We start from the raw sequence: 25686 nt of genomic DNA on the forward strand, positions 1-25686 counted from the left end.
CAAGTTATCTCAACCGTGATCCACCCCGTCCCATTTGAATTGTCTACATTGTCTCAAGTGCGTAGTTTTACACTGAGTTCGACTGTCTAATAACTACCGATTATAAAAGAGAAGAAGTGGCGTATGTTTGATTGCAACCCGTTGGAAGATCAATATAGCCAAGGAGGCGATATTCCACAAACCGTCGAAAGTAAAGTCTGTGATCTGATTCAGGGTATGAGCCTGGATGAAAAAATTGGCCAAATGAGTCAGTTACAAGCTGGTTGTGGTCACATTCCCGACTATCTATCTAATGCAATTCGTGAAGGCCAGGTTGGTTCGGTGCTCAACGAAGTCGATGTGAATGTAGTTAATGAGTTGCAGCGCATCAGTGTTGAAGAAACCCGCTTGGGTATTCCCTTGTTGATTGGCCGCGATGTTATACACGGCTACAAAACTATTTTCCCTATACCTTTAGGCTTGGCGGCGAGCTGGGACCCTGACGAGATTAAGCAGGCCTGCCATATCAGTGCCTTGGAAGCAGCCTCCAACGATGTTAATTGGACATTTGCCCCCATGATTGATATCAGTCGTGACCCTCGCTGGGGGAGAATTGCCGAATCTTTAGGAGAAGACCCTTATCTTTGCGCCGAGTTAGGCGCCGCGATGGTAGAGGGATTCCAAGGTAAAAATCTCGATGAGAACGGTGCCATTGCTGCCTGCGCAAAACACTTTGCCGCTTATGGTGCTGCAGAAGCCGGGAAGGACTACAACACAGCTAATGTTCCAGAAAACGAGCTGCGCAATGTGTATTTGCAGCCCTTTAAAAAACTGGCTGACACAGGTGTTGCTACGTTTATGACCGCATTCTGCGATTTGAACGGAGTTCCGGCGACAGGAAACAGCTGGCTGCTGGATGAGGTTCTGCGCAAGGAATGGGGGTACCAGGGGCTAGTGGTTAGCGATTGGGACTCAGTGATAGAGCTCAGTGTTCACGGCTTTACCCATGACGACAGAGAATCTGCTTACGAGGCGGCTAATGCAGGTGTCGATATGGAAATGGCCAGTTCAGCATACCGCCATCACCTCAAACAGCTTGTGGACGAAGGTAGGATTAATATTGAGCAGATCGACACTATGGTTGCTCGAATATTGACCCTCAAGTTCAAGCTCGGGCTGTTCGAAAATCCTTATACGTCAACTTCTGACTACCCGCCATTACTGAATTTGGAAAACCTGCAGAAAGCCAAAGCTGCTGCTGTAAAGAGCTGTGTATTACTCAAAAATCAACATCAGGTTTTACCTTTGTCTGCCTCTGTTTTGGAGTCTGTTGCGCTGATTGGCCCGTTGGCTGATGACGGCTATGAGCAACTGGGCACCTGGGTATTTGATGGTGAAGCGCAACACAGTATTACCTGTAAACAAGCCATGGAAGAACTGCTTTCCGGGGAAGTGACAGTTAACTACTGCAAAGCCATGGAAACCACTCGCTCAGATGGCCAGCAAGGCTTTTCTGATGCACTTGAAGTGGCTGCCGGGTCTGACGCGGTAATAGCCGTTGTGGGCGAAGAATCTTTTATGTCAGGGGAAGCCCATTCCCGGGCAGATATCAGCCTTCCAGGAAGGCAGGAAGAACTGATAAGAGCGCTGGGGGAATTGGGTAAACCATTAATAGTGGTAGTGATAGCAGGGCGTCCGCTGACACTGGGTAGTGTTGTAGACAGTGCGGACGCTATTCTGTACGCCTGGCACCCGGGAACGATGGGTGGGCCAGCTATTGCGGATCTTCTGTTTGGTAAGCAGGTGCCGTCGGCAAAGCTGCCGGTGAGTTTCCCCAGGTCAGTTGGTCAAATCCCCATGTACTACTCCCACAAAAGAACTGGAAGGCCGACTTCTGAGGAAAGTTGCTTGTCGATGGCAGATATTCCGAGTCGACCCGGCCAGACTTCTTTGGGGATGACCTCTTTCCATCTCGATGTTGACTATCGACCGCAGTTTCCATTTGGTTTCGGGTTGTCCTACAGCCACTTCGAGTATGCAGATATAGGTGTTTCTGAGAATAGAGTTTCTTTGGAATGTGATGTGGAAATCACAGCTCGGGTGACTAACGCAGGCCAATACGTTGCTGAAGAAGTTGTGCAGTTGTATGTGCGTGATCTTGTGGGTAGCGTCACGCGACCAGTCAAAGAGTTAAAGGGCTTTCAGCGGGTTCAACTCTCTCCAGGAGAGAGCAAGGTTGTAGTTTTTAAACTGAATACAAGCGATTTGGCCTTTTACGGAAGAGACATGACATTGAAAACCGAGCCAGGGGCTTTTCATGCCTGGGTTGGTGGTGATTCAAATGCGCACCTTCAGACTGAGTTTGAGATTTACGATGATCAATGAGAGAGGTGGTTATGATCTATTGGGCTAAAAACCTCACCAAAACCCTATGTGCTTTTGCAATTTTTGGGCTATTACTTGTAGAGACTTCTGTAGCATCCACTGCTGTAAAAGTCGAAATCGTGGAAAGTAATGGTAAGTACCAATTGCTGCGCGATGGAAAACCCTACTACGTTAAAGGCGCGGGCATTGATGATGGAGATATCGATACATTTGCCAAAAATGGGGGCAATTCGTTTCGCACCTGGTCAGTAGTGGATGGCAGTGGTAGAACAGCGCAACAGCTGCTGGATAAAGCCCAGAGTTTGGGTTTGACGGTATCGTTAAATTTACCTCTGGGAGCCGAGCACTGGGGGTTTGACTACAACGATGAAAAGGCGGTAGCAAAGCAATTTGATCAGGCCAGGGAATCGGTACTGAAATACAAGGATCACCCGGCGTTGCTGACGTGGATTATTGGTAACGAGCTGAATTACGATTTCGAAAACCCCAAGGTGTACGATGCTGTCAATGATATTGCCGAAATGATCAAAGAGCTGGATCCGAACCATCCGACAACCACAACGTTGGCAGGTTTTGATAAACGAGCTATTAAAGTCATTGAGGAGAGAGCACCAGCGGTAGATTTCCTCAGCTTTCAAATGTACGGATCGCTGGTGGTATTGCCGAAATTTCTTAAAGAGATTAATTACAAAAAGCCATTCTTTGTTACGGAGTGGGGTGCTGTTGGTCACTGGGAGGTGGGCAAGACTCTGTGGAAAGCACCGATAGAATTTACCAGTAGCGAGAAGGCCGACAATTACTTAAAGGGCTATCAAAAAACCTTAAACTCAGTCTCCGACCAGCTGATTGGGGATTACGTTTTTCTTTGGGGGCAAAAGCAGGAACGAACGCCCACCTGGTACAGTATGTTTTTAAAGTCTGGTGAAAGTACCGAGACCGTCGATGTTATGCACTATCTGTGGAATGGCAAATGGCCTGAAAACAGGGCTCCGGTGGTTAAAACATTACTACTCAGGGGGCGTAATGCACACAGTAATATTGCGCTTTTACCAGATAAAGAGGTAAAGGCACGCTTTATTGTAAAAGACCCAGATAAAGACAAATTGCGTTATGAATGGGTGTTAATGTTTGAAAGTACAGCCACAGAGGCCGGTGGTGCCAAAGAAGTTATTCCGCCGGTTATTACCGGGTTAATAAAAAATAATGGCAAATCGAAAATTACGTTGACTGCACCGGGCAGGGTGGGTGCTTACCGGCTTTTTGCTTATGCTTATGATGATAACGGCCATGTCGCCCATGCGAACATTCCGTTTTATGTGACCAAGTGATTAGCCGCGCACGATGAATGGATAGAAAGACTATGAAAAGTTCACTGACAAGCAAGGATGTGAAGCACAAAGTCGAATCTCTGCTGTCGCGAATGAGCATTGATCAAAAAATTGGTCAAATGACGCAGACAGAGAGAATGTCTTGTACGCCCGAAGATGTGAAAAATTTTCATCTGGGGTCTGTGCTTAGTGGCGGTGGATCATGTCCAGGAGACAACCGGCCCAACGATTGGGTAGAAATGAATGATGCTTACTGGACAGCCTCTATGGAGGAAAGTGATCAACATCTAGCGATTCCAATTATCTACGGCATTGACGCTATTCACGGTAATAACAATGTTCTGGGCGCGACTATATTTCCCCATAATATCGGTCTTGGTGCTGCGGATGATCCGGAGTTGTTGCATCGCATCGCCAAGGCGACTGCCCGCGAGATTTTAGCAACTGGCGTTGAATGGACGTTTGCACCGACATTGGCCGTGGCCCGTAATAATCGTTGGGGGCGAACCTACGAAAGCTATTCTGATCGCAATGTCATTACCAGTACCTACGCAGAACAGTTTGTTCGTGGCTTGCAGTCCAGTGATGATGAAGATGGCGTTGTGGCCTGTGTTAAGCACTGGGTAGGGGATGGGGGAACAACGAACGGAATTGATCAGGGTGAAACAACCCTGAGCTTTGATGAGTTAAAACGAACTCATATCACACCTTATTACCCGGCAATTGATGCTGGTGTTATGACTATTATGGTGTCTTTTAACAGTTGGAATGGTGATAAGTGCCATGGCCACAAATATCTTATTTCGGATTTGTTGAAAAAAGAAATGAGATTTGATGGTTTTGTCATTTCCGATTGGGATGGCATAGATTACTTATCAGAAGATTATTTTGAAGCCGTTGGCAAAGGTGTTAACGCCGGCATTGATATGTTTATGGTGTCTGAAGAATGGCGCCCATTTATCAGCCATTTGAAAACCCATGTGCGCAACGGCAGTGTGCCTCTGAGCCGGATTGATGACGCAGTACGGCGCATTCTCACGGTCAAGTATGCTTCAGGCCTTTTTGAGGTGCCTTGTCCTTCTCAGCGGCGTTGGTCTAACCACAGTTCATTTGGTAGTCATGAGCACCGCGAAATCGCTAGAGAGGCGGTGCGTAAATCGCTGGTCTTATTGAAGAATGATAATGGCTGTTTGCCTTTGGATAAACAGGCGCGCATCTTGGTTGCTGGGAAGAATGCTCACAACCGAGGTCACCAATGCGGCGGCTTCACTGTTGATTGGCAAGGTGTTCTCAACAATAAGAAAATCGAAGGTGGGACTTCCATATGGGAAGGCATTCAACAGCAAACATCCCAAGCAGTACTGGATGAAAGTGGTCTGAGTGCAGACCCTGAAAAACACGATGTTGCTATCGTTGTTATTGGGGAGTTGCCCTATGCCGAAGGTATGGGAGATATTCGTGACGGCAATGACTCAATTATCGAAGCGGGTTCGCAAATTCGTGGTCTGATGAAAGTTCTTGAGCCCTACGGTCACACCACAGAGCTCGCAGAACTGCATCCGGAAGATCTGCGTACGATCAAGCACATTGCTGACCAGGGCATTCCTGTTGTTACGGTGCTGATATCCGGAAGGCCCTTGGTTGTTAATAAAGAGCTTGCTGACTCAGAGAGCTTTATTGCTGCTTGGTTGCCCGGATCAGAGGGGCAGGGGGTGGCTGATGTCTTGTTCGGAGATTACGGCTTTCAGGGTAAACTTTCGTTTTCCTGGCCAAAAAATACAGAGGTAAACAGTTGTAATGATGAACCACTGTTTCCTTATGGGTATGGTCTCAATTAATTGTTCAGTCTTGCCCACCTCTGAATTCTACTCCTGCGAAAGCGGGATTTTTTTTGCGTTGTTTTTTCTTTAATAGCGATTTAATTCGAGTGTAACAGTGGCTGTAAAAAAGGCGTATCTCATAGAGATACGCCTGGTTTGAAGAAAGTTCGCGGATACAGAATTTGTGTTTAGAACAGTGCTCTGAGTCGCAGGCCGTAAGTCCGCGGACGAGAGAAGAAACGGGTATTGTCGAACTCAGTAATGATTATGGCCTGTTCTTTCTGCTCATCGGTTACGTTGTTCACGTAAAACTCAGCGCGGTATTTATTGTCGAAGCCGTAAGAGAATCCTAAGCCAAAGTCCAGAGTCCAATAGCCTTCGACTTCATCGTCCAAGCGCCCACGAGGGTTATCCGGGAAGCGGAAATCAACACCGTTAAAGATTGTTAGATGTTGACTTGAACGATAACCGGCAGAGAGAACACCATCAAATTGACCGTAGTTGGTCACAAAAGCTTTTGACAATGAAGCATTGAATTGTAGATTAGGTGTGCGGGGCAGTTCGTTGCCTTCAATGGAGACGTTCACGGCATCTTCCGGTGAAACGTCTGCTTGGAAACGACTGTCACTGACTTCAATGGAGTCTTTCACTTCCGTGTCGATGTACAGCAAGTTGTAACGAAAATTCCACTCGCCGGGGAAGTCAAATCCGCCTTCAAACTGGGCGCCTTTAATTTCCGCGTTGGAGGCATTGAAAGTGAAGTTGACTACGTTACCGCCCAGTGCTTCAAGTTCTGCATCGCTGAGTGTGGAAACATCAAAGCCTTCAAAGTTAAGGATTTGCAGGCTGGAAACCAGGGTGTTCAACTGCAGGTCTTTGTAGTCGTAGTAGAACGCTGTGGCGTTGAATGTAGCGGGGATGTCGCCCAGTGTGAAGGCGTTTTTCAAACCCACTTCGTATAGGGTAACTTTTTCCTCATCGTAGGTGGGCGCTAACGTGTCGGTATCAAACGCACGAGGGGCGCTCCCGGCAGGGTTGGGGGCAACTACGCCTTCGGTACCTGACAGGTTATCGTTAAAGCCGCCAGATTTATGGCCGGTGGCGACCAAACCGTAGAGCAAGCTGTCGTCGAAAACATCCATTTCTAGCCGAATGCGCCAGTCCACAAATTCGTTTTCTACACGGCCATTTTGCAGGGCTATGTCGTTACCGGGAACGATAAAGGATAAACGATCCGCGTTGCCAGGGAATATGCCATCTACAAAACCACCAGCTGTGGGGCACCCTGTGCCTGATACCAGAAACTCAGGACAAAGAGGCAAGGTAGTAACATCTCCGTCAATGCCGCTGCCGGGTACTTCGCCATTGGCGAGAATATCCCCCAGTCCATCGCGAGCACCGAAGGTACGCACGCCGTCCAGGAAGAAGTCAATAGACTCGTTGCTGGTCACCAGACCGTCGCCATCGGTATCGGGATTAAAAATGGTGCGATCAAACCCGTTAAACTCGAAGCCCTCTGTGCCAAAGGCACTGGCTCCCAGTTGGAAGCCTTCCACACCTTGGAAGAACACGTAGCGGGCATTGACGCCAAAACGTTCTTTTTCATCGGATGTGTAACGCAAACCACCAGTCAGGCGTACTTTTTCACTGATTTCCCAAGTGGCATCGGTGTAATAAGAAATACTTTCCGTATCAGTCGTTTGGTTGAATTCGTTGCCAGCAAAGAACGCGTTGCGGTCTGCAGTAGCACCCAGGAAGGTACGTTGGGCTTCTTCAAAGTAGAAGACGCCGGCAGACCAATAGCCTTTCGCTGAACCTATACCATCCCCGGAAAAGCGCAGCTCGTGGATGTCAGACTCCGAATCGGTGATAAATTTGACCCGTGCGAAATTATCAAAGGTTTCGCTGAACGGAGTAGCGCCGATAGGTGGTGTGTCATTGCGAAGGGTATCCAGTGCACCGGGATATAACGGTGACAGTGCCGCGCCTCCGAACTCGTAATCGTAGATCAGGTGACGACGGGAAACGGTGTATTCCACATCGAAGTTGTCGGCGCTGTACTTGACCCGGCCTTTCAAACCCCAGTGAGATGTATCTTCCTCGGGAGTAAACGCACGGCCAAATACCGCTCTGGGATCGCTAATGCTATCTGGGTCAATACCATTGCCCAAGAGGTTGGCGTAGTTGGTGCCGGTATAGCCAGTGCCTTTTTGTTCAACACGATCGTAGGTCAGTTGCATGTCCCATTGATCCGTTGGCTTATACAGGTAGGAAATGCGCACACCTTCATCGTCTGCAGCTTCAGCAACACCAATGCCTTCACTTTCTGCCACGGGAATATCCAGGCCCAACTCATCACTGGTTGGAGAGATATTGCTGTAGTAGCTATCGTGTTCGCTGATAAAGCCAGCAATTCTGAGTGCGGAGTTATCAGTTAAGGCAATATTGGCTACACCTTCAAGGCGTTGCTCCCCGAAGTTACCAAAGGAGAGATCAACGGCGCCATCCGTATTACCGATCCCTGGAGACCAAGGAATGATATTTACGGTTCCAGCAGTGGCATTACGTCCGCGCAATGTTCCCTGCGGGCCTACGTTAACTTCTACACGCTGAATATCAAAAAACGAAGCGCCGATACCTGCTGGTCGAGGCACGTAAACACCATCCAGGTGAGTGGCAGCTGCCGGATCGCCCAATTCGGTATTATTGGAGGAGCCGATACCTCGAATAAAAACTTCGATATTACCTTGGTTGTTGGCGATGGAAAGGCCAGGAATGGATGCGTCTATATCTTCAATACTGGCCACACCCAGCTGTTTGAGATCTTCACCGCTGATTTGAGCAGCGGTTCCAGCATAACTCTGAAGGGACTGTGCTCGTCTTTCAACGGTGACAACAATTTCCTCCATAACTGACTTGTTGTCGGTGTCCTCTTCGGCAATGCTGAGGGGAGATAACATCGCTACAACGGGCAGTATAGTAGCGTTTCGCTTAAACTTATCATCAAACACGGCATACCCTCTCACGTTAGTTTTTATTCGGCTAAGTTCATTACTTTGCTCAAAATACACCTTACGCCAGTGCTGTAACCTCCTCTATGTATTTGCGGTAAAGGGTACAGGGTATGAGATAAAATGGTTTATGAGGTTAGGCCCTGTTACTTATTATATTGACTAGCCTTAGTACCCAATAAGTTCTCCAGCTCTTCCAAAGATTTGCCTTTGGTTTCCGGTAGTAAGCGTAGCGTTAGAAAAACGCCTATCAAGGCAAATGTGCCGAATAGAGCAAAGGTAGGCGCCGCGCCGATGGTGGCGAGTTTCCATGGGAAAGCCAGCTGGATTAGAAAGCTGACAGCAGAGTTGATTAGCCCTACAAAAGAAATGGCTATTGCACGAATGTGATTGGGAAAAATTTCCGAAAATAAAACCCACATGACAGGGCCTATGGAAATGGCAAAACTTGCTACGAATCCGAGTATGGCAATTAAAATGAGTTTGGAGTTCATGGTGGCCGCCGCGGTCAGTATTGCTGCTTCGTGAGCTTTGGCGAGATTGTTGCCCAATGCATCAACAACTGCCGCTTTGAAACTGAGATCGCTTGTATAAACAACGCCTTCAAGTGCTTTTAGTGGTTCTCTAATGTTTTCGGAAAGGCCACTGATCGCTTGTTCCGTCAGTGTATAAGTTGCCGATTGAAAGCCGTAAGACAGCAAAAACATGAAGGCCGCAATACCCATGAGGCCAATAACGAGTAACGGCCTTCTACCCAGCTTATCGACCATTAGAATTGCCAGGATTGTAAACAACAAATTAACCAGCCCAACCAGGATAGCTTGCACAAAGGCCGCGTCGGTACCTATGCCTGATTGCTCAAAAATCATAGGTGCGTAGAAAAAGACAGCGTTTATTCCAGTAATTTGCTGAAGTATGGCTATGGATAATCCAAGAATCATCACCAATCTCAGCGAGGGATGTAAGAGTTCGACAAATGACGGCTTTACAGCTCTGGCCTCTGTATAAATGCTGTTGCGAATATTTTGCAGAGAGGAGCTTGCCTGGTGTTGATCGCCTGTTTTTTTCAGTATTTTTAGCGCCTGCTGGTCTAGCCCTTTCATGACCAGCCAGCGCGGGCTTTCAGGAACAAGAAACAGAAAAACAAAGTAAAGCAGGGCGGGAAGAGCCTCAATACCAAGCATCCAACGCCAATTCCAGTCGCCTAACCTCAGTGTGTTGGCCAGAGGCGAGTCTGCCTGCCCGGCTGTCAGAATCAGGTAATTGCTGAAGAAGGCAGCGGATATACCAATAACAATGTTGAGCTGGTTAAACGAAACCATGCGGCCGCGCAGTTTTGGTGGAGCAATTTCGGCGATATACATGGGGGCGATAATCAGAGCAGCACCAACGCCAAGCCCTCCGATCATGCGCGCCAATACCAAGGTAGAAAAAGAGGTGGCTAGCGCAGAAGCCAATGCTGAAATAAAGAACAGTAAGGCGGCTACCTTTAAGACTTTTTTTCGGCCCCAATGGTCGCTGATGGGACCACTTAGCAGCATTCCCAGTGTGGCTGTAAGGGTCAATGATGAAACTGCCCAGCCCAGCTCTATATCGCTGAGGCTGAATTCAACCTCGATAAAGCCTACCACCCCGGAAATTACCGAAGCGTCGAAGCCCATCAGAAAACCACCAAGAGCAACAATCAGGGCTACGTACGCTGTATAAAATCCGCTTAGGCGGTTCTGCATCAAGTTTGAGTTAGTTTTCGAATCATTGTTCATCAGGTGAGTGCCACTAAGACATCTTCGTATTCTGAAATTCGGGGAGCAGTGGAACAAGCTGGATGCGACGAACAGAACACTGTTTGCGGTAGAGTGGAATCGTCAGCAGATTTTGTGCGATATGCTCAATGTACTATGCTGTTACTGGTCTACTCAATAAATACACACGAGTGAAAAGTGGTTTGCGTTTCTAAAACTCGTCAATGCGAATAATATATCTTTGATAACAATTGATTTGATAGAAGCCTGATCCATGAGAGATAACCAGCATTTTCACCACATTTGGGTTTTGCAGATCGTTTTCTGGATAGGGTTTGTTATCGTTACCTTTACTACGCTGACGTTGTGGTACGGACAAACATCCTGGGTATACATTGGCCACAATCTGTTACAAGCAGCTACTGCGGCGCTGTTGTCAATGCTCTTGCACTCAGTCTTTGATCGTATCTGGGATTTTTCCATTACTCTGAGAATCGTCATAAGTCTCATGGCGGTGCTGGTGATTGCTCTTGTCTGGACGGCATTTAGAATCGCATCATTTATATGGATGACAGACGAGAGCAACGTTTGGGCGGATTTTGGTGGTTGGTTCTTCGGCGCTATTTTTATTTTTTTATGCTGGAGTACCTTGTATCACGGTGTTCGCTACTTTTACTTGCTGGACTCGGAACATCGAATGAAAGTCAAAGCAGAGGCGATGGTCGGTGCCGAGCAAATCAAACGCCTACACGCTGAGTCGGTAGCCAAGGAGTCACAACTGCAGATGCTGCGCTACCAGCTAAATCCTCATTTTCTGTTTAATACCCTCAACGCCGCAAGCTCTCTCGTACAATTAAAGAAACTCGATCAGGCCAACGGTGTTATCGTAAAGTTAAGCCGTTTTCTCCGCTATTCTCTGGATAATAATCCAGATATGAAAATCCCCCTGAGTCGGGAAATCGACGCGTTAATGCTCTATCTGGATATTGAAAAAACTCGATTTGAAGAGCGTTTGCAGTTGAACTTTGACGTATCAGAGAGTGCAAAAAGGGCGTTGATACCCAGTTTGTTGTTTCAGCCGCTTATCGAAAATTCAGTGAAGTATGCCATAGCGAAAAACCCGGATGGCGGGACAATTCACTTTTCTGCCAACAAAATAGGTGAGAGATTGCATATGTCGTTGAGTGATACGGGCAGTAATCAGGAGGTTTTGGGCAGTAGGGGGCAGCGCTCGAGTGGGCGTGGTATAGGATTGAGAAATACCTTGGATCGCTTAAAGGTAGCCTACGGAGATGATTACAGTTTTGATTTGGCGAGTGGCAGCGAAGGTGGTTTAAAAACCACTATTGAAATTCCATTCGAAGATTCTGGGGAGGATTTTAGCTAAATGAGCAACAAACTCGAAAGTATTGGGAGTGTCAGCTCTGCAGTGAAATTGCGTACCGTCATTGTGGACGATGAGTCTCTGGCTCTTGATTTATTGCGTTCCTACCTCAGTGAAATCGAATCCATAGAGATTGTGGCTGAGTGCAGAAACGGTCATGCGGCGGTCGATGCAATTTTGGAACATCAGCCGGACCTTGTATTCCTCGATATACAAATGCCAGGTCTTAATGGTTTTGATGTGATACATAAACTGCAGTCGGATATCGTGCCACTTATCGTTTTTGTAACCGCTTATGATGAATATGCATTGAATGCTTTTGATGTCAGTGCTGTCGATTACATACTCAAGCCTATTGATTCAGCCAGTATTACACGGGCGGTGAGTCGAAGCCTGGATCGTCATACCAGTGCCAATGGCCGAGTACGCGATAAGTCTTCAATCGTCAACGCAGTCACTAAGATAAATCAACGGAAAAACACTGAAGAAACGTCTATATCGTTTGAGCCGAGCACTACAAATTCTCATATCGTTGTCAAAGACCAAGGTGTCGTGACGCTGATTGAGCAGGAAGACATTGAGTGGGTTGATGCTGCCGGTGACTATATGTGTGTTCATGCATCCGGTGAGACCCACATTATGCGAAGTACTATGAAAGACCTGTTAGAGCAGCTCAACCCCAATGTCTTTAAAAGAGTTCATCGCTCTACGATTGTTAACCTTGCTTGCATTAGCAAAGTATTTCCCAGGGCAAAAGGTGAATACTTTTTGCAACTGCGGGGCTCTGAACAGGTAAAAGTCAGCCGTAATTATCGAGCGACTATCAAAGATTTTTTGGCAAGCTTTACGTCCAGGTCGGCTAACCATTCGCAGTCAGATTGAGCTCAGTGTCAATCGTGTTAACCGTAAATTATTGAGCGGAGCTCCAAGTGATTTCTAGTCTTGAAAATTGTTTAGTGGCGGATGTTGGCGGCACCAATGCCCGTTTTGCCACGATCGATAGCCGGGGGCGCCTGCAGGGCGTAGAAGTATTGGCGACGTCTGATTATGCGGGTCCTGAAAGAGCCATTGCGGCTTATCTAGAGAAAGCTGAGTTGAAGTCTGTTTCAGCAATTTGCTTTGCGATTGCCTGTCCGGTAAAGGGCGAAACTATTTATATGCCCAATAACCATTGGAAATTTACACGCGCACATCTTGAGAAATCCTTAGGGGTTCCCCTGTTGTTGATCAACGATTTCAGGGCGCAAGCGCTCTGTTTGCGCGATTTTTCGGAAGGTGGCATTCAATGGTTGGGGGGTATGCGCCCAAGCACTGATCGGATGAAGGTGATTATTGGGCCGGGAACTGGGCTTGGTGTTGCCATGATTACTCCCGATGGTGCTGTACTTTCATCTGAAGGTGGGCATATGGGCTTCTCTCCGTCGAGTGATCACCAGATGGCGCTTTTGAGTGTCTTGCGAAGAAAATACCACCGCATTTCCCTTGAGCGAGTGATATCCGGGCAGGGCCTGGAAAACTTGTATTGGGCTAATTCCGTTCTTAGTGGTGAAGAAGTGAATCTGCGAGCTCATGAGGTGACCGAACTGGCCCACGAAGGGGATACCTTGGCACTGAAAACCATTGATGATTTCTTCGAAATATTTGCTGTAGCCTGCGGTGATATGGCTTTGGCCTTTGGCGCTGAAGGGGGAGTTTATCTGGCCGGGGGTGTTATGGAAAAGCTCGCTTGCTTTGTTAGTGAGGAAAGCTTTCGGTTCCACTTTGAGGATAAAGGGCGCTTGGCCGATTATTGTGCAGCTATTCCGGTAGGAGTGGTGACGCTAAAAAACCCAGGTTTGCTAGGTTGCTACGCGGCGCTGAGGCAAGCTTTGGTTTCTGCTTAGAAGCTTTATATCTATTTCCTGTATTTTTAGAATTAAGGTTTTGCACTATATTGGTGCGATTAGGTTTTAGCTTTTATTTTTGCACTAAAGCTGTGCAATTAATGTTGTTTTTTTTATGGTGTACTGCTTAAGTTATTGAATAATAAGTAGATAAATAAGTTGGCACGGTATGTGTAATAGAGGGTTTGAATTTTTTTAACCCTCTAAAAGGAGTACATAACTGTGCGTAACTTGACGTTTAAATCCCTGATATTCGCTCTTGTTCTGCCTGCTGGCGTCGCCCAAGCGGAAGACTCGATTTCTGCCAACATAACCTTGAACACCGACTATGTATTCCGTGGTCAGTCCCAGACTGGTGAGCATGGTTCAATTCAGGGTGGCTTTGACTATGAAGCGGAATCCGGTTTTTACGCCGGTGCCTGGGCGTCCAATGTGGACTTCGGTTCCTCTGCTCAGGTTGAGTTGGACTTCTACGGTGGTTACGCCGGTTCTTTCTCTGAGGGCGTGGACTACGACATCGGTGTGATTTTTTACACCTACACCGGTGAAAGTGCTCTGGATTACGAAGAACTCACCTTCTCTGTCAGCTTCTCCGATATCAGCCTGGGGTTGATTTACTCGGACGAATACTTGGGGGAGGGGGGTGAAAGTTTCTACTACCTGTCTTCCGATTACTCCATTTCTTTGCCGCAGGAATACGCCCTGGATCTGCACCTGGGTCTTAACAGTGCCGACGATATGGACATCACCTTCGATGGCAGCGGCGATGACAGCTATATCGATTGGTCGGCGGTTGTCTCTAAAAACTTTGCTGGTGCGGACTTCAGCCTGGGGTATTACGGCACTGACATTGGTTCCGGTAACCAACTGGCTGATGACCGGCTGGTGTTCTCTGTCAGTAAGTCCCTGTAATCACTTATTGCTTCCCAATTATCTTTCTGGAGACCCATTGTGGAAAATCAAATTTTTGAACTGCAGTTCGCCATAGACACCTTTTACTTTCTGGTGTGTGGCGCTCTGGTTATGTGGATGGCGGCGGGATTTGCCATGCTGGAATCCGGCCTGGTGCGGGCCAAAAATACCACCGAAATTCTTACCAAGAACGTCGCACTGTTCGCAGTGGCCTGCACAATGTATCTGGTGTGTGGTTACCAGTTTATGTACGACGGCGGCTTCTTTTTGTCTGGAATTATGGGGGGTGATAATTACGCTGCTGAGCAGCTGGCGGCGTCTGCTGAAAACGGCTTTGGTGGTGATTCAGTCTACTCCGGTGCTTCAGACTTTTTCTTCCAGGTGGTGTTTGTGGCGACTGCTATGTCGATCGTCTCCGGCGCGGTTGCTGAGCGTATGAAGCTGTGGGCTTTTCTGTTGTTTGCTGTGGTAATGACCGGTGTTATCTACCCGCTGGAGGGTGGTTGGACTTGGGGCAGCAAAGATGTCTTTGGCCTCTATAACCTGGGTGACCTTGGTTTCAGCGATTTTGCCGGCTCTGGCATTGTGCACATGGCTGGTGCCGCTGCGGCGTTGGCGGGCGTTCTGTTGCTTGGCCCCCGTAAAGGCAAATACCGAAAGGATGGCAGTGTTGTGGCTATTCCGGGAGCTAACCTGCCAATGGCAACACTGGGTACTTTTATCCTGTGGATGGGGTGGTTTGGCTTTAATGGCGGCTCGGTGTTGAAGCTGGGTGATATTTCAAGTGCTCACTCGGTGGCTATGGTGTTTACCAATACCAATGCAGCAGCGGCAGGTGGTTTGGTTGCAGCGCTATTGGTGAGTAAGTTGGCTTTTAAGAAGGCTGATCTGACCATGTGCTTGAATGGTGCCCTCGCAGGCCTGGTGGCCATTACTGCAGAGCCATCGACCCCGACCCCTCTGCAAGCGACGCTGTTTGGTGCTCTTGGTGGAGTGTTGGTGGTGTACAGCATTGTGATGCTGGATAAGCTGAAAATCGATGATCCAGTGGGAGCCATTTCCGTACACGGTGTAGTGGGTTTGCTGGGGCTATTGTTGGTGCCATTGACCAACGATGGTGCCACTTTTGGTGGCCAATTGGCCGGCGCGGCAACCATCGCCCTGTGGACGTTTGGTGCCAGTGCACTGGTTTGGTTGCTGTTGAAAGCCACTATGGGTATTCGTATCTCTGAAGATGAAGAGTACGCTGGTGCCGATTTGGCCGAGTGTGGCTTGGAAGCTTACCCTGAATTCACCAATCGCTAATGGCTTTGCAGGAGAAAAAATCATGAAACTAGTATCAGCTATTATTAAGCCGTTCAAGATGGATGATGTGCGTGAAGCCTTGGCGGATGTTGGCGTGCAGGGTATTACTGCCACCGAAGTAAAAGGCTTTGGTCGCCAAAAAGGGCATACCGAGCTTTATCGCGGTGCCGAGTATGTGGTGGATTTTTTGCCCAAGGTTCGCCTGGATATTGCGGTTGCCGATGACCAGGTGGACGTGGTGGTAGAAGCCATCGTCAAGTCTGCGGCTACCGGAAAAATTGGTGATGGAAAAATCTTTGTTTCCGATCTGGAAGAGGTGGTGCGTATTCGTACTGGGGAAACCGGAGTGGATGCCATATAAAAGAAATCGGTAAAAGGCGACAATTATTAATGTGACGGACCACATTAATAATTGTCGTTAATAGAGAGTATGTCACATCAAGCGATATCCAATTCATATCTACCAATAATCCGATGATTACCAACTTAGAGCTTACTGATCCGGCCATTTTGTTTCCCGGAATCTCATTGTTACTGCTTGCCTACACCAATCGAAATCTGGCTTTGGCCAACATTGTGCGTACATTGAGTATCCTAACTGAGGATTGTGAGGACAAAAATCGCTACCAACAGATTCAAAATTTGAAAATTCGAATAGAGCTTATTAAATACATGCAAGCGCATGGAGTTATTTCATTTATATTTTGTGTCATCACGATGTTGTTTTTGCACATTTCTCTAGAAGCCGTGGCTCCATACCTATTTCTGATCAGCTTAATTAGTATGTTGGTTTCGCTCAGTTTTGCCTTGCTTGAAATATTGCAGTCCGGGAAAACGCTCGACTTGGAACTGGAGAGGACTCAAATAACCAGGTTTTAAAGGGAATACAAATAGCTGGCGCTTTGATCTGAAAGAGAAGTGCGAGCCACGTTGTTATTGGTTAATTTGATAGCGCCCTAAAAACACCGCAACAATTTCCGTCAGAGCGTGCTGCTTTTCTTTTTTGGTGGGGGCTGGCATGTCAAAAAACAGCATGGGATGGTGGCCGAGTTCGTGAATCATGCCTCTTAGCATGGCAGCAGCAAACTCCACCTCTATTGGTTTGATACGATGATCGGCAATGGCGGCTTTTAGCCAGCTGTTGAGGCCGTCTTCGTGTTGTGTAATGCGTTCCATGGTTCGCTGGGACATGGCTGGATTCTGCATATATTCGCTGAGAATGACCCGCGCGAGTTCAATAAGCTTTTTGGTGGTGAGGGCGTCCCAGGCTCCGGAGAGTATGTCAAAGAGTTGTTTATCCAGGGGTTGCTTACGGTCGTAGTTCACCGTACTTGAGCGCACCACACTTTCAATCAATAGATTGGTGATGTGCTGAAACAGCGCTTCCTTGTTAGCGAAGTGGTTATAAATGGTGCGCTTGGACACTTGTGCCCGTTCGGCAATGGCATCCACGCTGGCGCCGCGGTAGCCGCATTCAATGAATATCTGTTCCGCAGCCTGAATAATATCCTGCTGCTTTTGCTGTGATCGGGTGATCGTCTTTTCTTGTACTGAACTCATGGCGCCTCCGCAGTTGCGGCAAATAATACACTGATGAGTTTACTTTTGCATGTGGATTTATGTAAACTGTGCGGTGTACTTTATTGCTTGATGGCTGACTATAGGGCATCTCTAAAAATAGTGATATTTTCGTGACAGCAAGACGGCGGCGCACGGAGACCCGCAGTGTATAAGACATACATGAGGAGTCGAGTACGACGCCAACGCCGCTGTTGCGGAAATAGCGCATTTTTAGATGTGCCCTATACTCAATCAGTAGTCTCAGGATTATTAGATATGAACTTTTTTACCCATACTCGGCTTGTGTCACTGCGGCTGTTGGCGGCTCTGTTGTTAGTGCAAGTGTTTGCACAAGCAGCAGCGGCCAGGGATTACCGCATTGCAGTCATCAGCGACGGCCCAGATCAGCAGCTGAGTTTTATTGAACAGCTGTATCGCCAGGAGATCACGGCTCTTACCGAAGGTGAGTTTGATGTCAGCTTCAAATCCTTCCAGGGCGGTTGGCGTGCAGAAGATATTCAACGGGCATTCCAGCAGGCCTATTCGGATCAAAATGTGGATATGTTGCTGGTGTCCGGTGTTGCAGCTAACCAAATAGGCGCTGCCCGCAAGAGCTTCCCGAAGCCCACGTTTTTGCCGCTGGTATTTGATGCCCAGTTGCTGGGTGTGCCATCCAGTGGTGCGGGCTCTGGTGTGCGTAACCTCAATTACCTGGTGGACAGGGTGGAGTTCAGCGAACAGCTGGCCAGCTTCCGGCGGGTGGCTCCGGTACGCAATGTCGCTCTGTTGGTGGATGAAGTGATTCTGGCCGCTGTACCGGTACTGGCTGAAAAAGCCCGGCAGTTGGCAAGGCAGCAGGGCATCAATATGCACTTTGTCGGCCACGATGGTGTTGATCACAACCTTCTGGACAAGCTGCCTGCCGACGCAGACGGCTTGATGATTGCCGGATTACCACGGCTGCCCAAAGCACAAATGGCGCAGTTGATAGAGGGGGCTATACGGCGTCAACTACCCAGTTTCAGTTTGCTGGGCTCCGATGGAGTGCGTCAGGGCATGCTGGTGTCTGATTCTCCGGCAACAGACTGGCAACGTATGGCCCGCCGCAATGCCTTGAATATGCAGGCGGTGATGCTGGGCGAAAAAACGGCTGATCAACCTATTCAATTTGAAGGCAAAAGGCAGCTGACCATCAATATGGCCACCGCTCGTCAAATCGGTTTGTCGCCGCGCTTTGATGTACTCAGTGAAGCCATTTTGTTGAATCAGGAACAACAGGATCAAGGGCCGACATACAGTCTGGCCAAAGTGGCGCAACTGGCTCTGGCTCACAACCTGCAGCTCAGCGCCGAGGCTTATGGTGTCGCCGCGGGGCAGAATGACGTGATCAGTGCTCGCGGTAATTTACTGCCGCAATTGTCGGTGGGTGCCGCCACTACCCGGCGCAAAGTATCGCCTTTGGTATTAGCGGGCCAGCAAGCGCAGCGCTCTACCGACGGTTCGGTGGATTTCAGTCAACTGGTTTACTCCGATGACGCCTGGAGCAACTACCACATTCAAAGTCATTTGCAGCGCAATCGCGAAGCGGTTTTTGATCAATTACAGCTGGACATTATTCAAGCGGCCACCGTGGCGTACCTGAATGTGTTGCGGGCAAGGGAGCAGTTACGCATTCAACAGGACAACCTGAAACTCACCCGCGATAACCTCAGTCTGGCGCAGGATAGAGTCAAGGCCGGTTCCAGTTCCGCTGCCGATCAGTATCGCTGGGAAAGCCAGTTAGCCAGCGATCGCAGTGCACTTCTGCAAGCGAGGGCGGTGTTTAAACAGGCTCAGGAAAATTTGAATCTCTTGCTGCACCGTCCTATTACAGAGTCTTTTCAGCTAGCCGGTGCGCAGATTAACGAGCCTTTTGTGATGTCTGAGGCTGAGTTTAATGAGCTAATCGACAACCCCAGAAACCTGGCGTTTTTGACGGATTTTTCCGTACAGCGAGGCGTTGAGTTATCGCCCCAACTGCGACAACTAGAGGCCCAGTTGGCGGCCAAAAAACGGGAGATTAGCAATCGCAAACGGGATTTCTGGTTACCGGATTTCAGTGTTCGCGGTCAGTACGGCAGCAACCTGAGCCAATCCGGTGTGGGCGCAGGCCCCAATGAATCCTTGGACGATTGGTCGGTATCCCTGAATGCCACACTCCCTCTGTTTGCCGGTGGCAGTCGCAAGTCGGCACTGTCAAAAAGCAAGCTGGAATTGCAGCAGCTAAATACTCTGGTGGCTGCCACCCGTGAACAGATTGAACAGCAAGTTCGTGCCCAGGTGCACAGCACCAATGCGGCGTATTCATCCATCGAACTGTCTCGCCAAGCGGCGCAAGCAGCCAGTAAAAACCTCGAGCTGATCAGTGATTCTTACGCCAAAGGCGTGGTGTCGGTGATTGATTTACTGGATGCCCAAAATGCCGCCCTGCAAGCCCAGGGCGCTGCCGCCAATGCAGTCTATGACTTTTTAATTACGGTGATGAATTTGCAGCAGTCAGTGGGCGAGTTTGAATTTTTGTTGCCGCCGGAGCGCCGCGGACAATTGGCGGAGCAGCTGCGCGACTATATTCGTGGGCGGCAATAACATGAAACTGATTCAGGTATCCAAAATGAAAAATACAGTAGTTTATCTAGCACTGACGTCTGCAGTTGTTTTGCTGTCGGCCTGTGACAACAAAACCGAGCAAGCTGAACCGCAACTGCGTCCGGTGCGCACCATCACTTTGGAACAGCCTACCAGTATGCGCTCCCGTACCTTTTCGGGCAGCAGTCACTCCAGTCAGGAGTCCCGCCTCAGTTTTAAAGTCTCTGGCACCATCGTTGAAATGGCTGCTCAGGTGGGTGATCGTTTGCAGCCCGGCGAACTTATTGCCCGGCTGGATGAAACTCCCTATCGCCTGCGGGTTCAGCAGGCGGCAGCTTCCCTTGAGCAAGCCAAGGCCACGGCCCGCAGTGCCGATGCCAGCTACCAGCGCACTAAAGACCTGTACCAAAACAGCAACGCTTCCCGCAATGATCTGGACACCACCCGGGCGCAGGCGGAATCCACGAAAGCCCAGCAGCGGGCAGCACAAAAAGCCCTGCAGCTGGCAGAGCTTGAACTCTCCTACACCAGCCTGTTGGCAGAGGGCGACTGCAGCGTTGCCGAGTTAACCGCCGAGGTGAATGAGAACGTAGGGCAGGGCAATCCTGTGGCCAAAGTGAATTGTGGCGATGAGATTGAAATTACCGTCAATGTACCGGAAAACCTGATTGCCAATGTGCAGGCAAACGACACTGCCAGCATTCGCTTTGGTTCGGTGCCGGGTCAGGTATTTAACGGCAGGGTAACGGAAGTGGGGGGCGTGGCCGATGGCGCCGCATCAGTATTTCCTGTGAATGTAAAAGTGCTTCAGCCCTCCGCAACGGTTCGTGCTGGCCTGGCCGCAGAAGTGACCTTTACGTTTGCTGGCGATGGCAACCAAAGCGCTTATTTATTGCCGCTGTCCGCCATTGTCAAAGGCAGTGAAGGCACCTTTGTGTTTGTGGCCAAAGCCAATGGCGCTAAGCAGGGTGTTGTTGAGCGCAGAACAGTGGCCTTGGGAGAACTGACTGAGCAGGGTGTTCAAGTGCTCAATGGCCTGAATATTGGTGACCGGGTAATTACCGCCGGCGTCAGTGTGATTCGCGAAGGCCAGCAGGTGCTGTTGCCATGAGTGTAAAACAAACATTAACCGGCTTTGCCATCGCCAAAAACCGCATTACCTTTGCGTTGGTGGCCGTGTTGTTTATTTCCGGCCTGGCGGCCTATTACGCGTTGCCCAAAGCCATGGATCCTGGTTTTACCGTGCGCACAGCAGTGATTACCACTCGCTTGCCCGGTGTGGCACCAGAGCGCATGGAGCAGCTGGTTACCGACAAAATTGAGAAAAAAGCTCAGGAAATGCCGGAGGTGGATTTTATTGTCAGCGAATCCCGCACCGGTATTTCTGTAGTGAACGTCAATTTTAAGGAGAGCTATAAAAATATGCGCCCGATCTTTGACGATCTGCGGCGCAAGATTGGTGATGTGGAAGGGGATCTGCCCAACGGTGTTGATGGCCCCCATGTGAACGATGAATTTGGCGATGTGTTTGGCAGCGTCTACACCCTGAGCGGCGATGGTTTCAGTTACGCAGAACTGAAAACCGTTGCCGACGAAATTCGCGACCGTTTGTTGAAAGAGCCGGATATCGCCAAGGTGGATATTCATGGCGCTCAGCAAGAAGTGGTCTTTATCGATTACAACAACGCTCGCCTGACGGAGCTGGGCTTGTCGCCACAGCAACTCAGTGGTGTGCTCAACAGCGTGAATATTTTGTCGTCCGGCGGCAACATTACCAGTGGCCGAGAGCGCATTACTCTGGAACCCACGGGCAACTTTGAGTCTGTGGACGACTTGCGCAATACCGTGATTCAGTTGCCTCGTGGTGGGCTGATTTCTTTGGGGGATATTGCTGAGGTCTACCGGGATTATGTGGATCCGCCATCCAGTATCGCTCGTGCCAACGGTACCGCGGCGCTGACGCTATCGATCTCCATGACGGACGGTGGCGATATTCTCAAACTGGGCAAAAAACTGGATCAATTGATTCCGCACATTCAGCAGCAATACCCCTGGGGTATTGAGTTGGAAAAGGTATGGTTTCAGGCCAGCCTGGTGGAGGAAAACGTCAACAACTTTATGTCCAGCCTGTTGCAGGCTATTGCCATTGTGGTACTGGTGATGGTGGCATTTTTGGGGCTACGAACCGGTGCCGTAGTCGCCACGTTGATTCCCACTACCATGGTGATTACGTTTTTTGTGATGCAGCAGTTCGGTATTACCGTGAACCAGATTTCACTGGCGGCGCTGATTATTTCCCTCGGTTTGTTGGTGGATAACGCCATTGTGATGGTGGAATCTATTTTGCTGAAACGTGAAGGCGGTATGGGTGCTGTCGCTGCAGCGATAGAAGCTGGCAGCGAATTAAAAGTGCCACTGTTAGTATCGTCACTCACCACTGCTGCGGCGTTTATGCCTATCGGTTTGGCGGAATCCGCAGTGGGTGAATACACCGCCGATATTTTCTATGTGGTGGGCATTACTTTGCTGTGTTCCTGGGGTTTGACCATGACCCTGATTCCGGTGCTGACAACAGTGATGCTGAAAATCAAACAGAAACACAGCAAAGACGACTCTATTTTTGATGGTGGCGGCTACCGTTTTTATCAGAAATTTTTGCTTACCTCGTTGCGCCATCCAAAAACATTTCTGCTGAGTGTGGTGGTGGTGTTCTTCCTTGCCATGCAGGGTATGGGGTTGGTGCCGCAAATATTTATTGCCCCCTCGGAAGACCCGGTGTTTACCGCCAAACTGGAAATGCCTTTGGGGACGTCCATTGAAACCACAGAAAGCGTTATTGCCGATCTCGACAAATTTATGCGAGAGCGTTTTTATAATCCGGAAAGCGGCGAGGCAACTGCTGGTATCGCAACGGTAAGCAACTGGATGACGTTTATTGGCACGGGCGGCCCCCGTTTTGCGCTTGGACTTGACCCAGCCAACCCCAACCCTGCCAATGCTTTTATGATCGTCAACACCGCCAATGGCAAAGTGGTGGACGAGATTATTACCGATATCAACGGCTACTTGCGTCAAGCCCATCCGGATTTGGCCACGCAATTGTCTCGCCTGGAAAATGGCCCGCCGGTGGGCTACCCCATCCAAGTGCGTTTGTCGGGCAGTGGCTCTGAGCAGCTGTATCGAATGGCGGAACAGGTAACCGATCAGCTTTATGCTACGCCCGGTGTCAGTTCGGTAAAAAATAACTGGGGCTTGCCCACCAAAAAATTATTGGTGAATGTGGATCAAGATCGCGCTCGGCTGGCCGGTGTGACCAGCGACGATGTGGCCTATTCATTGCGTACCGGGCTGGCTGGTATTGAGCTGACCCAATACCGGGAAGGAGATAAGTTGATTCCGGTTAAGCTGCGCACCGTGGCTAGCGACCGCCAGGATGTGGGCAAGCTGGATGGCCTGAGTATTTACGCGCAGTCCTCTGGTGATCGGGTGCCGCTAAAACAAGTGGCGGATGTGGAGCTGGTGTTTGAGCCCGGCATCGTGCGACGTCGCGACCGCGAACGCACCCTTACTCTGAATGTGCAATTGCAAGACGGTGCCACCGCCGCCGAAGTCAACAGTAGCCTGGTGCCCTGGCTGAAACAAACTGCTAATCAATGGCCCAGTGGTTACCGTTTTGAAATGGGTGGTGAATCGGAATCGTCTGGTGATGCCAACGCCTCCATCGCCGCCAAATTGCCATTGGCATTGATGGTGATTGTGTTGCTGCTGGTGGCGCAATTTAATTCCATTCGCCGGCCGATTATTATTCTCACCACCATTCCGCTGGGGCTGATTGGCGTTACCATCGGCCTGTTGGTGGCCAATTCGTCCTTCGGGTTTTTTACCATTCTCGGCATCATTTCTCTGGCGGGCATTATTATTAACAACGCCATTGTGTTGATCGACCGCATCAAAATCGAAATCGAAGAGCAGGGCAAGGCCCCGGCAGATGCGGTGGTACACGCCTGCCTGCAACGGCTGCGGCCGATTATGCTTACTACCGCCACTACGGTGCTCGGCATGATGCCCCTGTGGTGGGGTGGCACCGCCATGTTTGTGCCCATGGCAGTCACCATTATTTTTGGGCTGGCCTTTGCCACATTACTGACGTTGTTGGTGGTGCCGGTGTTGTACGCGGTGTTTTTCAGAGTTCGTTTTAACTGATAACTCTTGACGTTCCTGCTGCTGGAAGGTTTATAGTGCTGTTCATATCTGGAGTAGCACTATGAACATTGGCGATCTATCCAAACAAAGCGGCATATCTGCCAAAACCATCCGTTACTACGAAGCGCAGGGCTTGTTGCCTGCGCCACCACGGCTTGAAAATGGCTACCGGGATTATCCGGATTCTGCAGTTTCTGAATTGGGCTTCTTGCGCCGTGCCAGACAGTTCGGTTTTTCTCTGGAAGAGTGTGGTCAATTGGTGCAATTGTGGCGCAATCCCAAACGCCGCAGTGCAGAAGTTCACCAATTGGTCACCGAACGCCAGCAGCAGGTGGTTCAACAAATCGCTGAACTGCAGGAAACTCAGCAGTTGCTAACTGACCTGCTTTCTCGTTGTGCCGATAACAACTCGCCTCATTGCGCCATTATCGATTCCCTATCGGAGCGTTCCAATGGCTAACTGCTGTCCGCCAAAACCACAAAAGCCAACAACCAGCTGCTGCCCAACCCCGGAAGGCGAAAAGGCCAGGCCAGATTATCTGTTGTGGGGTTCGGGCCTGATAGTGGCCGTCAGCTATGGGCTGTATTGGCTGTTTGGGGATAACTCAACCCCGCAATGGTTATGGATGATCACTTCTGGCACTGCCCAACTACTTCACGAAATGTGGTGGGGGCTGTTGGCCGCGGTGGTGTTTGTGGGGCTCTTGGAGCGGGTGCCGCGAGAACTGGTGATGTCGGTGCTGGGGCACGGGGGCTCGGTGCGCGGTGTGGTGCGGGCGACCGGTGCCGGAATATTGCTGGATTTGTGTAACCACGGCATCTTGATGGTGGGGGTCAAACTCTACGAGCGTGGCGCCAGCCTGGGGCAGTTGATGGCGTTCCTGATTGCCAGCCCGTGGAATTCCCTGTCGCTGACCATTGTGATGATTGCCCTGATTGGCTGGCAGTGGACACTGTTGTTTATTCTGCTGTCAGCGGTGATTGGTATTGTTACCGGAATAATTTTTGATCGTCTGGTAGCGCGAGGTACGTTGCCAACTAACCCCAATCAGGTAGAAGCTGTTGAGCCGGTAAAGTTTTGGCCAGAACTGAAAAAGCTGCTCAAATCTGCACAGATAACGCCAAAATCCACCGGTGCTGTTCTCAAAGATGGAATACGTGATTCAAAAATGGTGTTTCGCTGGCTGCTGTTCGGCATTGTGCTGGCGGTGCTGATTCGCGCCTTTGTGCCGATGGATATTTACCAAACCTATTTTGGCCCCACTATGATTGGGCTGTTCCTGACTTTGGCAGCCGCTACCATTATTGAAGTGTGCTCCGAAGGCTCAACCCCCATCGCGGCGGATTTGCTGACACGCGCCGTCGCGCCGGGTAACAGCTTTACCTTTCTGATGGCGGGTATTGCCACTGACTATACTGAGGTGATGGTGCTTAAGGATCTGACCAAATCCTGGAAAGTGGCGTTATTTTTGCCACTGGTTACCTTGCCTCAGGTGTTGATTATTGGTTGGGCACTAAATACGCTCGCTGGGTAAGTACCAAAACCACA

The 25686-nt window shown here is 49.5% G+C and carries 18 protein-coding genes; 15 read left to right on the top strand and 3 right to left on the bottom strand.

What is annotated here, in order from left to right:
• Window positions 1–123 precede the first annotated feature (123 nt).
• The 3 genes from bglX to KFE80_00680 are packed head-to-tail and all read left to right on the top strand — an operon-like array spanning window position 124 to window position 5530.
• The gene (gene bglX / locus KFE80_00670; GenBank protein ID UTW45478.1) at window positions 124–2364 is read left to right on the top strand and encodes a beta-glucosidase BglX; all 2241 of its coding nucleotides are present in this window, start codon (window positions 124–126) and stop codon (window positions 2362–2364) included.
• Window positions 2365–2375: 11 nt separating this feature from the next.
• Complete coding sequence (locus KFE80_00675) at window positions 2376–3692, top strand: hypothetical protein (protein UTW45479.1); 1317 nt, start codon at window positions 2376–2378, stop codon at window positions 3690–3692.
• Between the two features lie 32 nt (window positions 3693–3724).
• On the top strand, window positions 3725–5530 hold the full coding sequence (locus KFE80_00680; GenBank protein UTW45480.1) for a glycoside hydrolase family 3 protein: 1806 nt from the start codon (window positions 3725–3727) through the stop codon (window positions 5528–5530).
• A 170-nt stretch (window positions 5531–5700) separates the two neighbouring features.
• Here the strand turns inward: KFE80_00680 and KFE80_00685 are convergent, their stop codons facing one another.
• Window positions 5701–8472 (bottom strand): TonB-dependent receptor, encoded by a 2772-nt coding sequence (locus tag KFE80_00685; GenBank protein ID UTW45481.1) that lies wholly within the window; start codon window positions 8470–8472, stop codon window positions 5701–5703.
• 197 nt (window positions 8473–8669) lie between these two features.
• Window positions 8670–10286 carry a sugar porter family MFS transporter gene (locus tag KFE80_00690; GenBank protein UTW45482.1) on the bottom strand — a complete coding sequence of 539 codons (1617 nt, stop codon included), beginning with the start codon at window positions 10284–10286 and terminating at the stop codon, window positions 8670–8672.
• A 418-nt stretch (window positions 10287–10704) separates the two neighbouring features.
• Here KFE80_00690 and KFE80_00695 point away from each other — a divergent pair, with 418 nt between their 5' ends.
• The 7 genes from KFE80_00695 to KFE80_00725 all read left to right on the top strand — a co-directional run bounded on the left by KFE80_00695 (window position 10705) and on the right by KFE80_00725 (window position 16628).
• Window positions 10705–11652: a histidine kinase gene (locus KFE80_00695; GenBank protein UTW46566.1), complete on the top strand. Its 948-nt coding sequence runs from the start codon at window positions 10705–10707 to the stop codon at window positions 11650–11652.
• Complete coding sequence (locus tag KFE80_00700; GenBank protein ID UTW45483.1) at window positions 11653–12531, top strand: response regulator transcription factor; 879 nt, start codon at window positions 11653–11655, stop codon at window positions 12529–12531. It begins immediately after the preceding gene.
• Between the two features lie 47 nt (window positions 12532–12578).
• Entirely contained in the window at window positions 12579–13532 is a 954-nt protein-coding gene (glk, locus tag KFE80_00705) for a glucokinase (GenBank protein UTW45484.1), read from the top strand.
• Between the two features lie 222 nt (window positions 13533–13754).
• Window positions 13755–14444 carry a TorF family putative porin gene (locus KFE80_00710; protein ID UTW45485.1) on the top strand — a complete coding sequence of 230 codons (690 nt, stop codon included), beginning with the start codon at window positions 13755–13757 and terminating at the stop codon, window positions 14442–14444.
• Between the two features lie 39 nt (window positions 14445–14483).
• On the top strand, window positions 14484–15749 hold the full coding sequence (locus KFE80_00715) for an ammonium transporter (protein UTW45486.1): 1266 nt from the start codon (window positions 14484–14486) through the stop codon (window positions 15747–15749).
• A 22-nt stretch (window positions 15750–15771) separates the two neighbouring features.
• On the top strand, window positions 15772–16110 hold the full coding sequence (gene glnK / locus KFE80_00720; GenBank protein ID UTW45487.1) for a P-II family nitrogen regulator: 339 nt from the start codon (window positions 15772–15774) through the stop codon (window positions 16108–16110).
• Between the two features lie 113 nt (window positions 16111–16223).
• Window positions 16224–16628: a DUF2721 domain-containing protein gene (locus KFE80_00725; protein UTW45488.1), complete on the top strand. Its 405-nt coding sequence runs from the start codon at window positions 16224–16226 to the stop codon at window positions 16626–16628.
• Window positions 16629–16682: 54 nt separating this feature from the next.
• On the opposite strand, the gene KFE80_00730 is transcribed toward KFE80_00725, so the two are convergent.
• A complete protein-coding gene (locus tag KFE80_00730; protein ID UTW45489.1) occupies window positions 16683–17309 on the bottom strand; it encodes a TetR/AcrR family transcriptional regulator in 627 nt (208 codons plus the stop codon).
• A gap of 276 nt (window positions 17310–17585) precedes the next feature.
• Between KFE80_00730 and KFE80_00735 the strand changes: the two genes are divergently transcribed.
• The 5 genes from KFE80_00735 to KFE80_00755 all read left to right on the top strand — a co-directional run bounded on the left by KFE80_00735 (window position 17586) and on the right by KFE80_00755 (window position 25672).
• Entirely contained in the window at window positions 17586–19934 is a 2349-nt protein-coding gene (locus KFE80_00735; GenBank protein UTW45490.1) for a TolC family protein, read from the top strand.
• Between the two features lie 25 nt (window positions 19935–19959).
• Window positions 19960–21045 (top strand): efflux RND transporter periplasmic adaptor subunit, encoded by a 1086-nt coding sequence (locus KFE80_00740; GenBank protein ID UTW45491.1) that lies wholly within the window; start codon window positions 19960–19962, stop codon window positions 21043–21045.
• A complete protein-coding gene (locus KFE80_00745; protein UTW45492.1) occupies window positions 21042–24137 on the top strand; it encodes an efflux RND transporter permease subunit in 3096 nt (1031 codons plus the stop codon). The genes KFE80_00740 and KFE80_00745 overlap by 4 nt, the downstream gene beginning before the upstream one ends.
• Before the next feature lie 61 nt (window positions 24138–24198).
• Window positions 24199–24597: a MerR family DNA-binding transcriptional regulator gene (locus KFE80_00750; GenBank protein ID UTW45493.1), complete on the top strand. Its 399-nt coding sequence runs from the start codon at window positions 24199–24201 to the stop codon at window positions 24595–24597.
• Window positions 24590–25672, top strand: a complete 1083-nt coding sequence (locus tag KFE80_00755; GenBank protein UTW45494.1) for a permease — start codon at window positions 24590–24592, stop codon at window positions 25670–25672. Before KFE80_00750 ends, KFE80_00755 begins: the two co-directional genes overlap by 8 nt.
• The last annotated feature ends 14 nt before the right edge of the window (window positions 25673–25686 follow it).

This window comes from bacterium SCSIO 12696, from assembly GCA_024397955.1.
Taxonomy (GTDB): domain Bacteria; phylum Pseudomonadota; class Gammaproteobacteria; order Pseudomonadales; family Porticoccaceae; genus SCSIO-12696.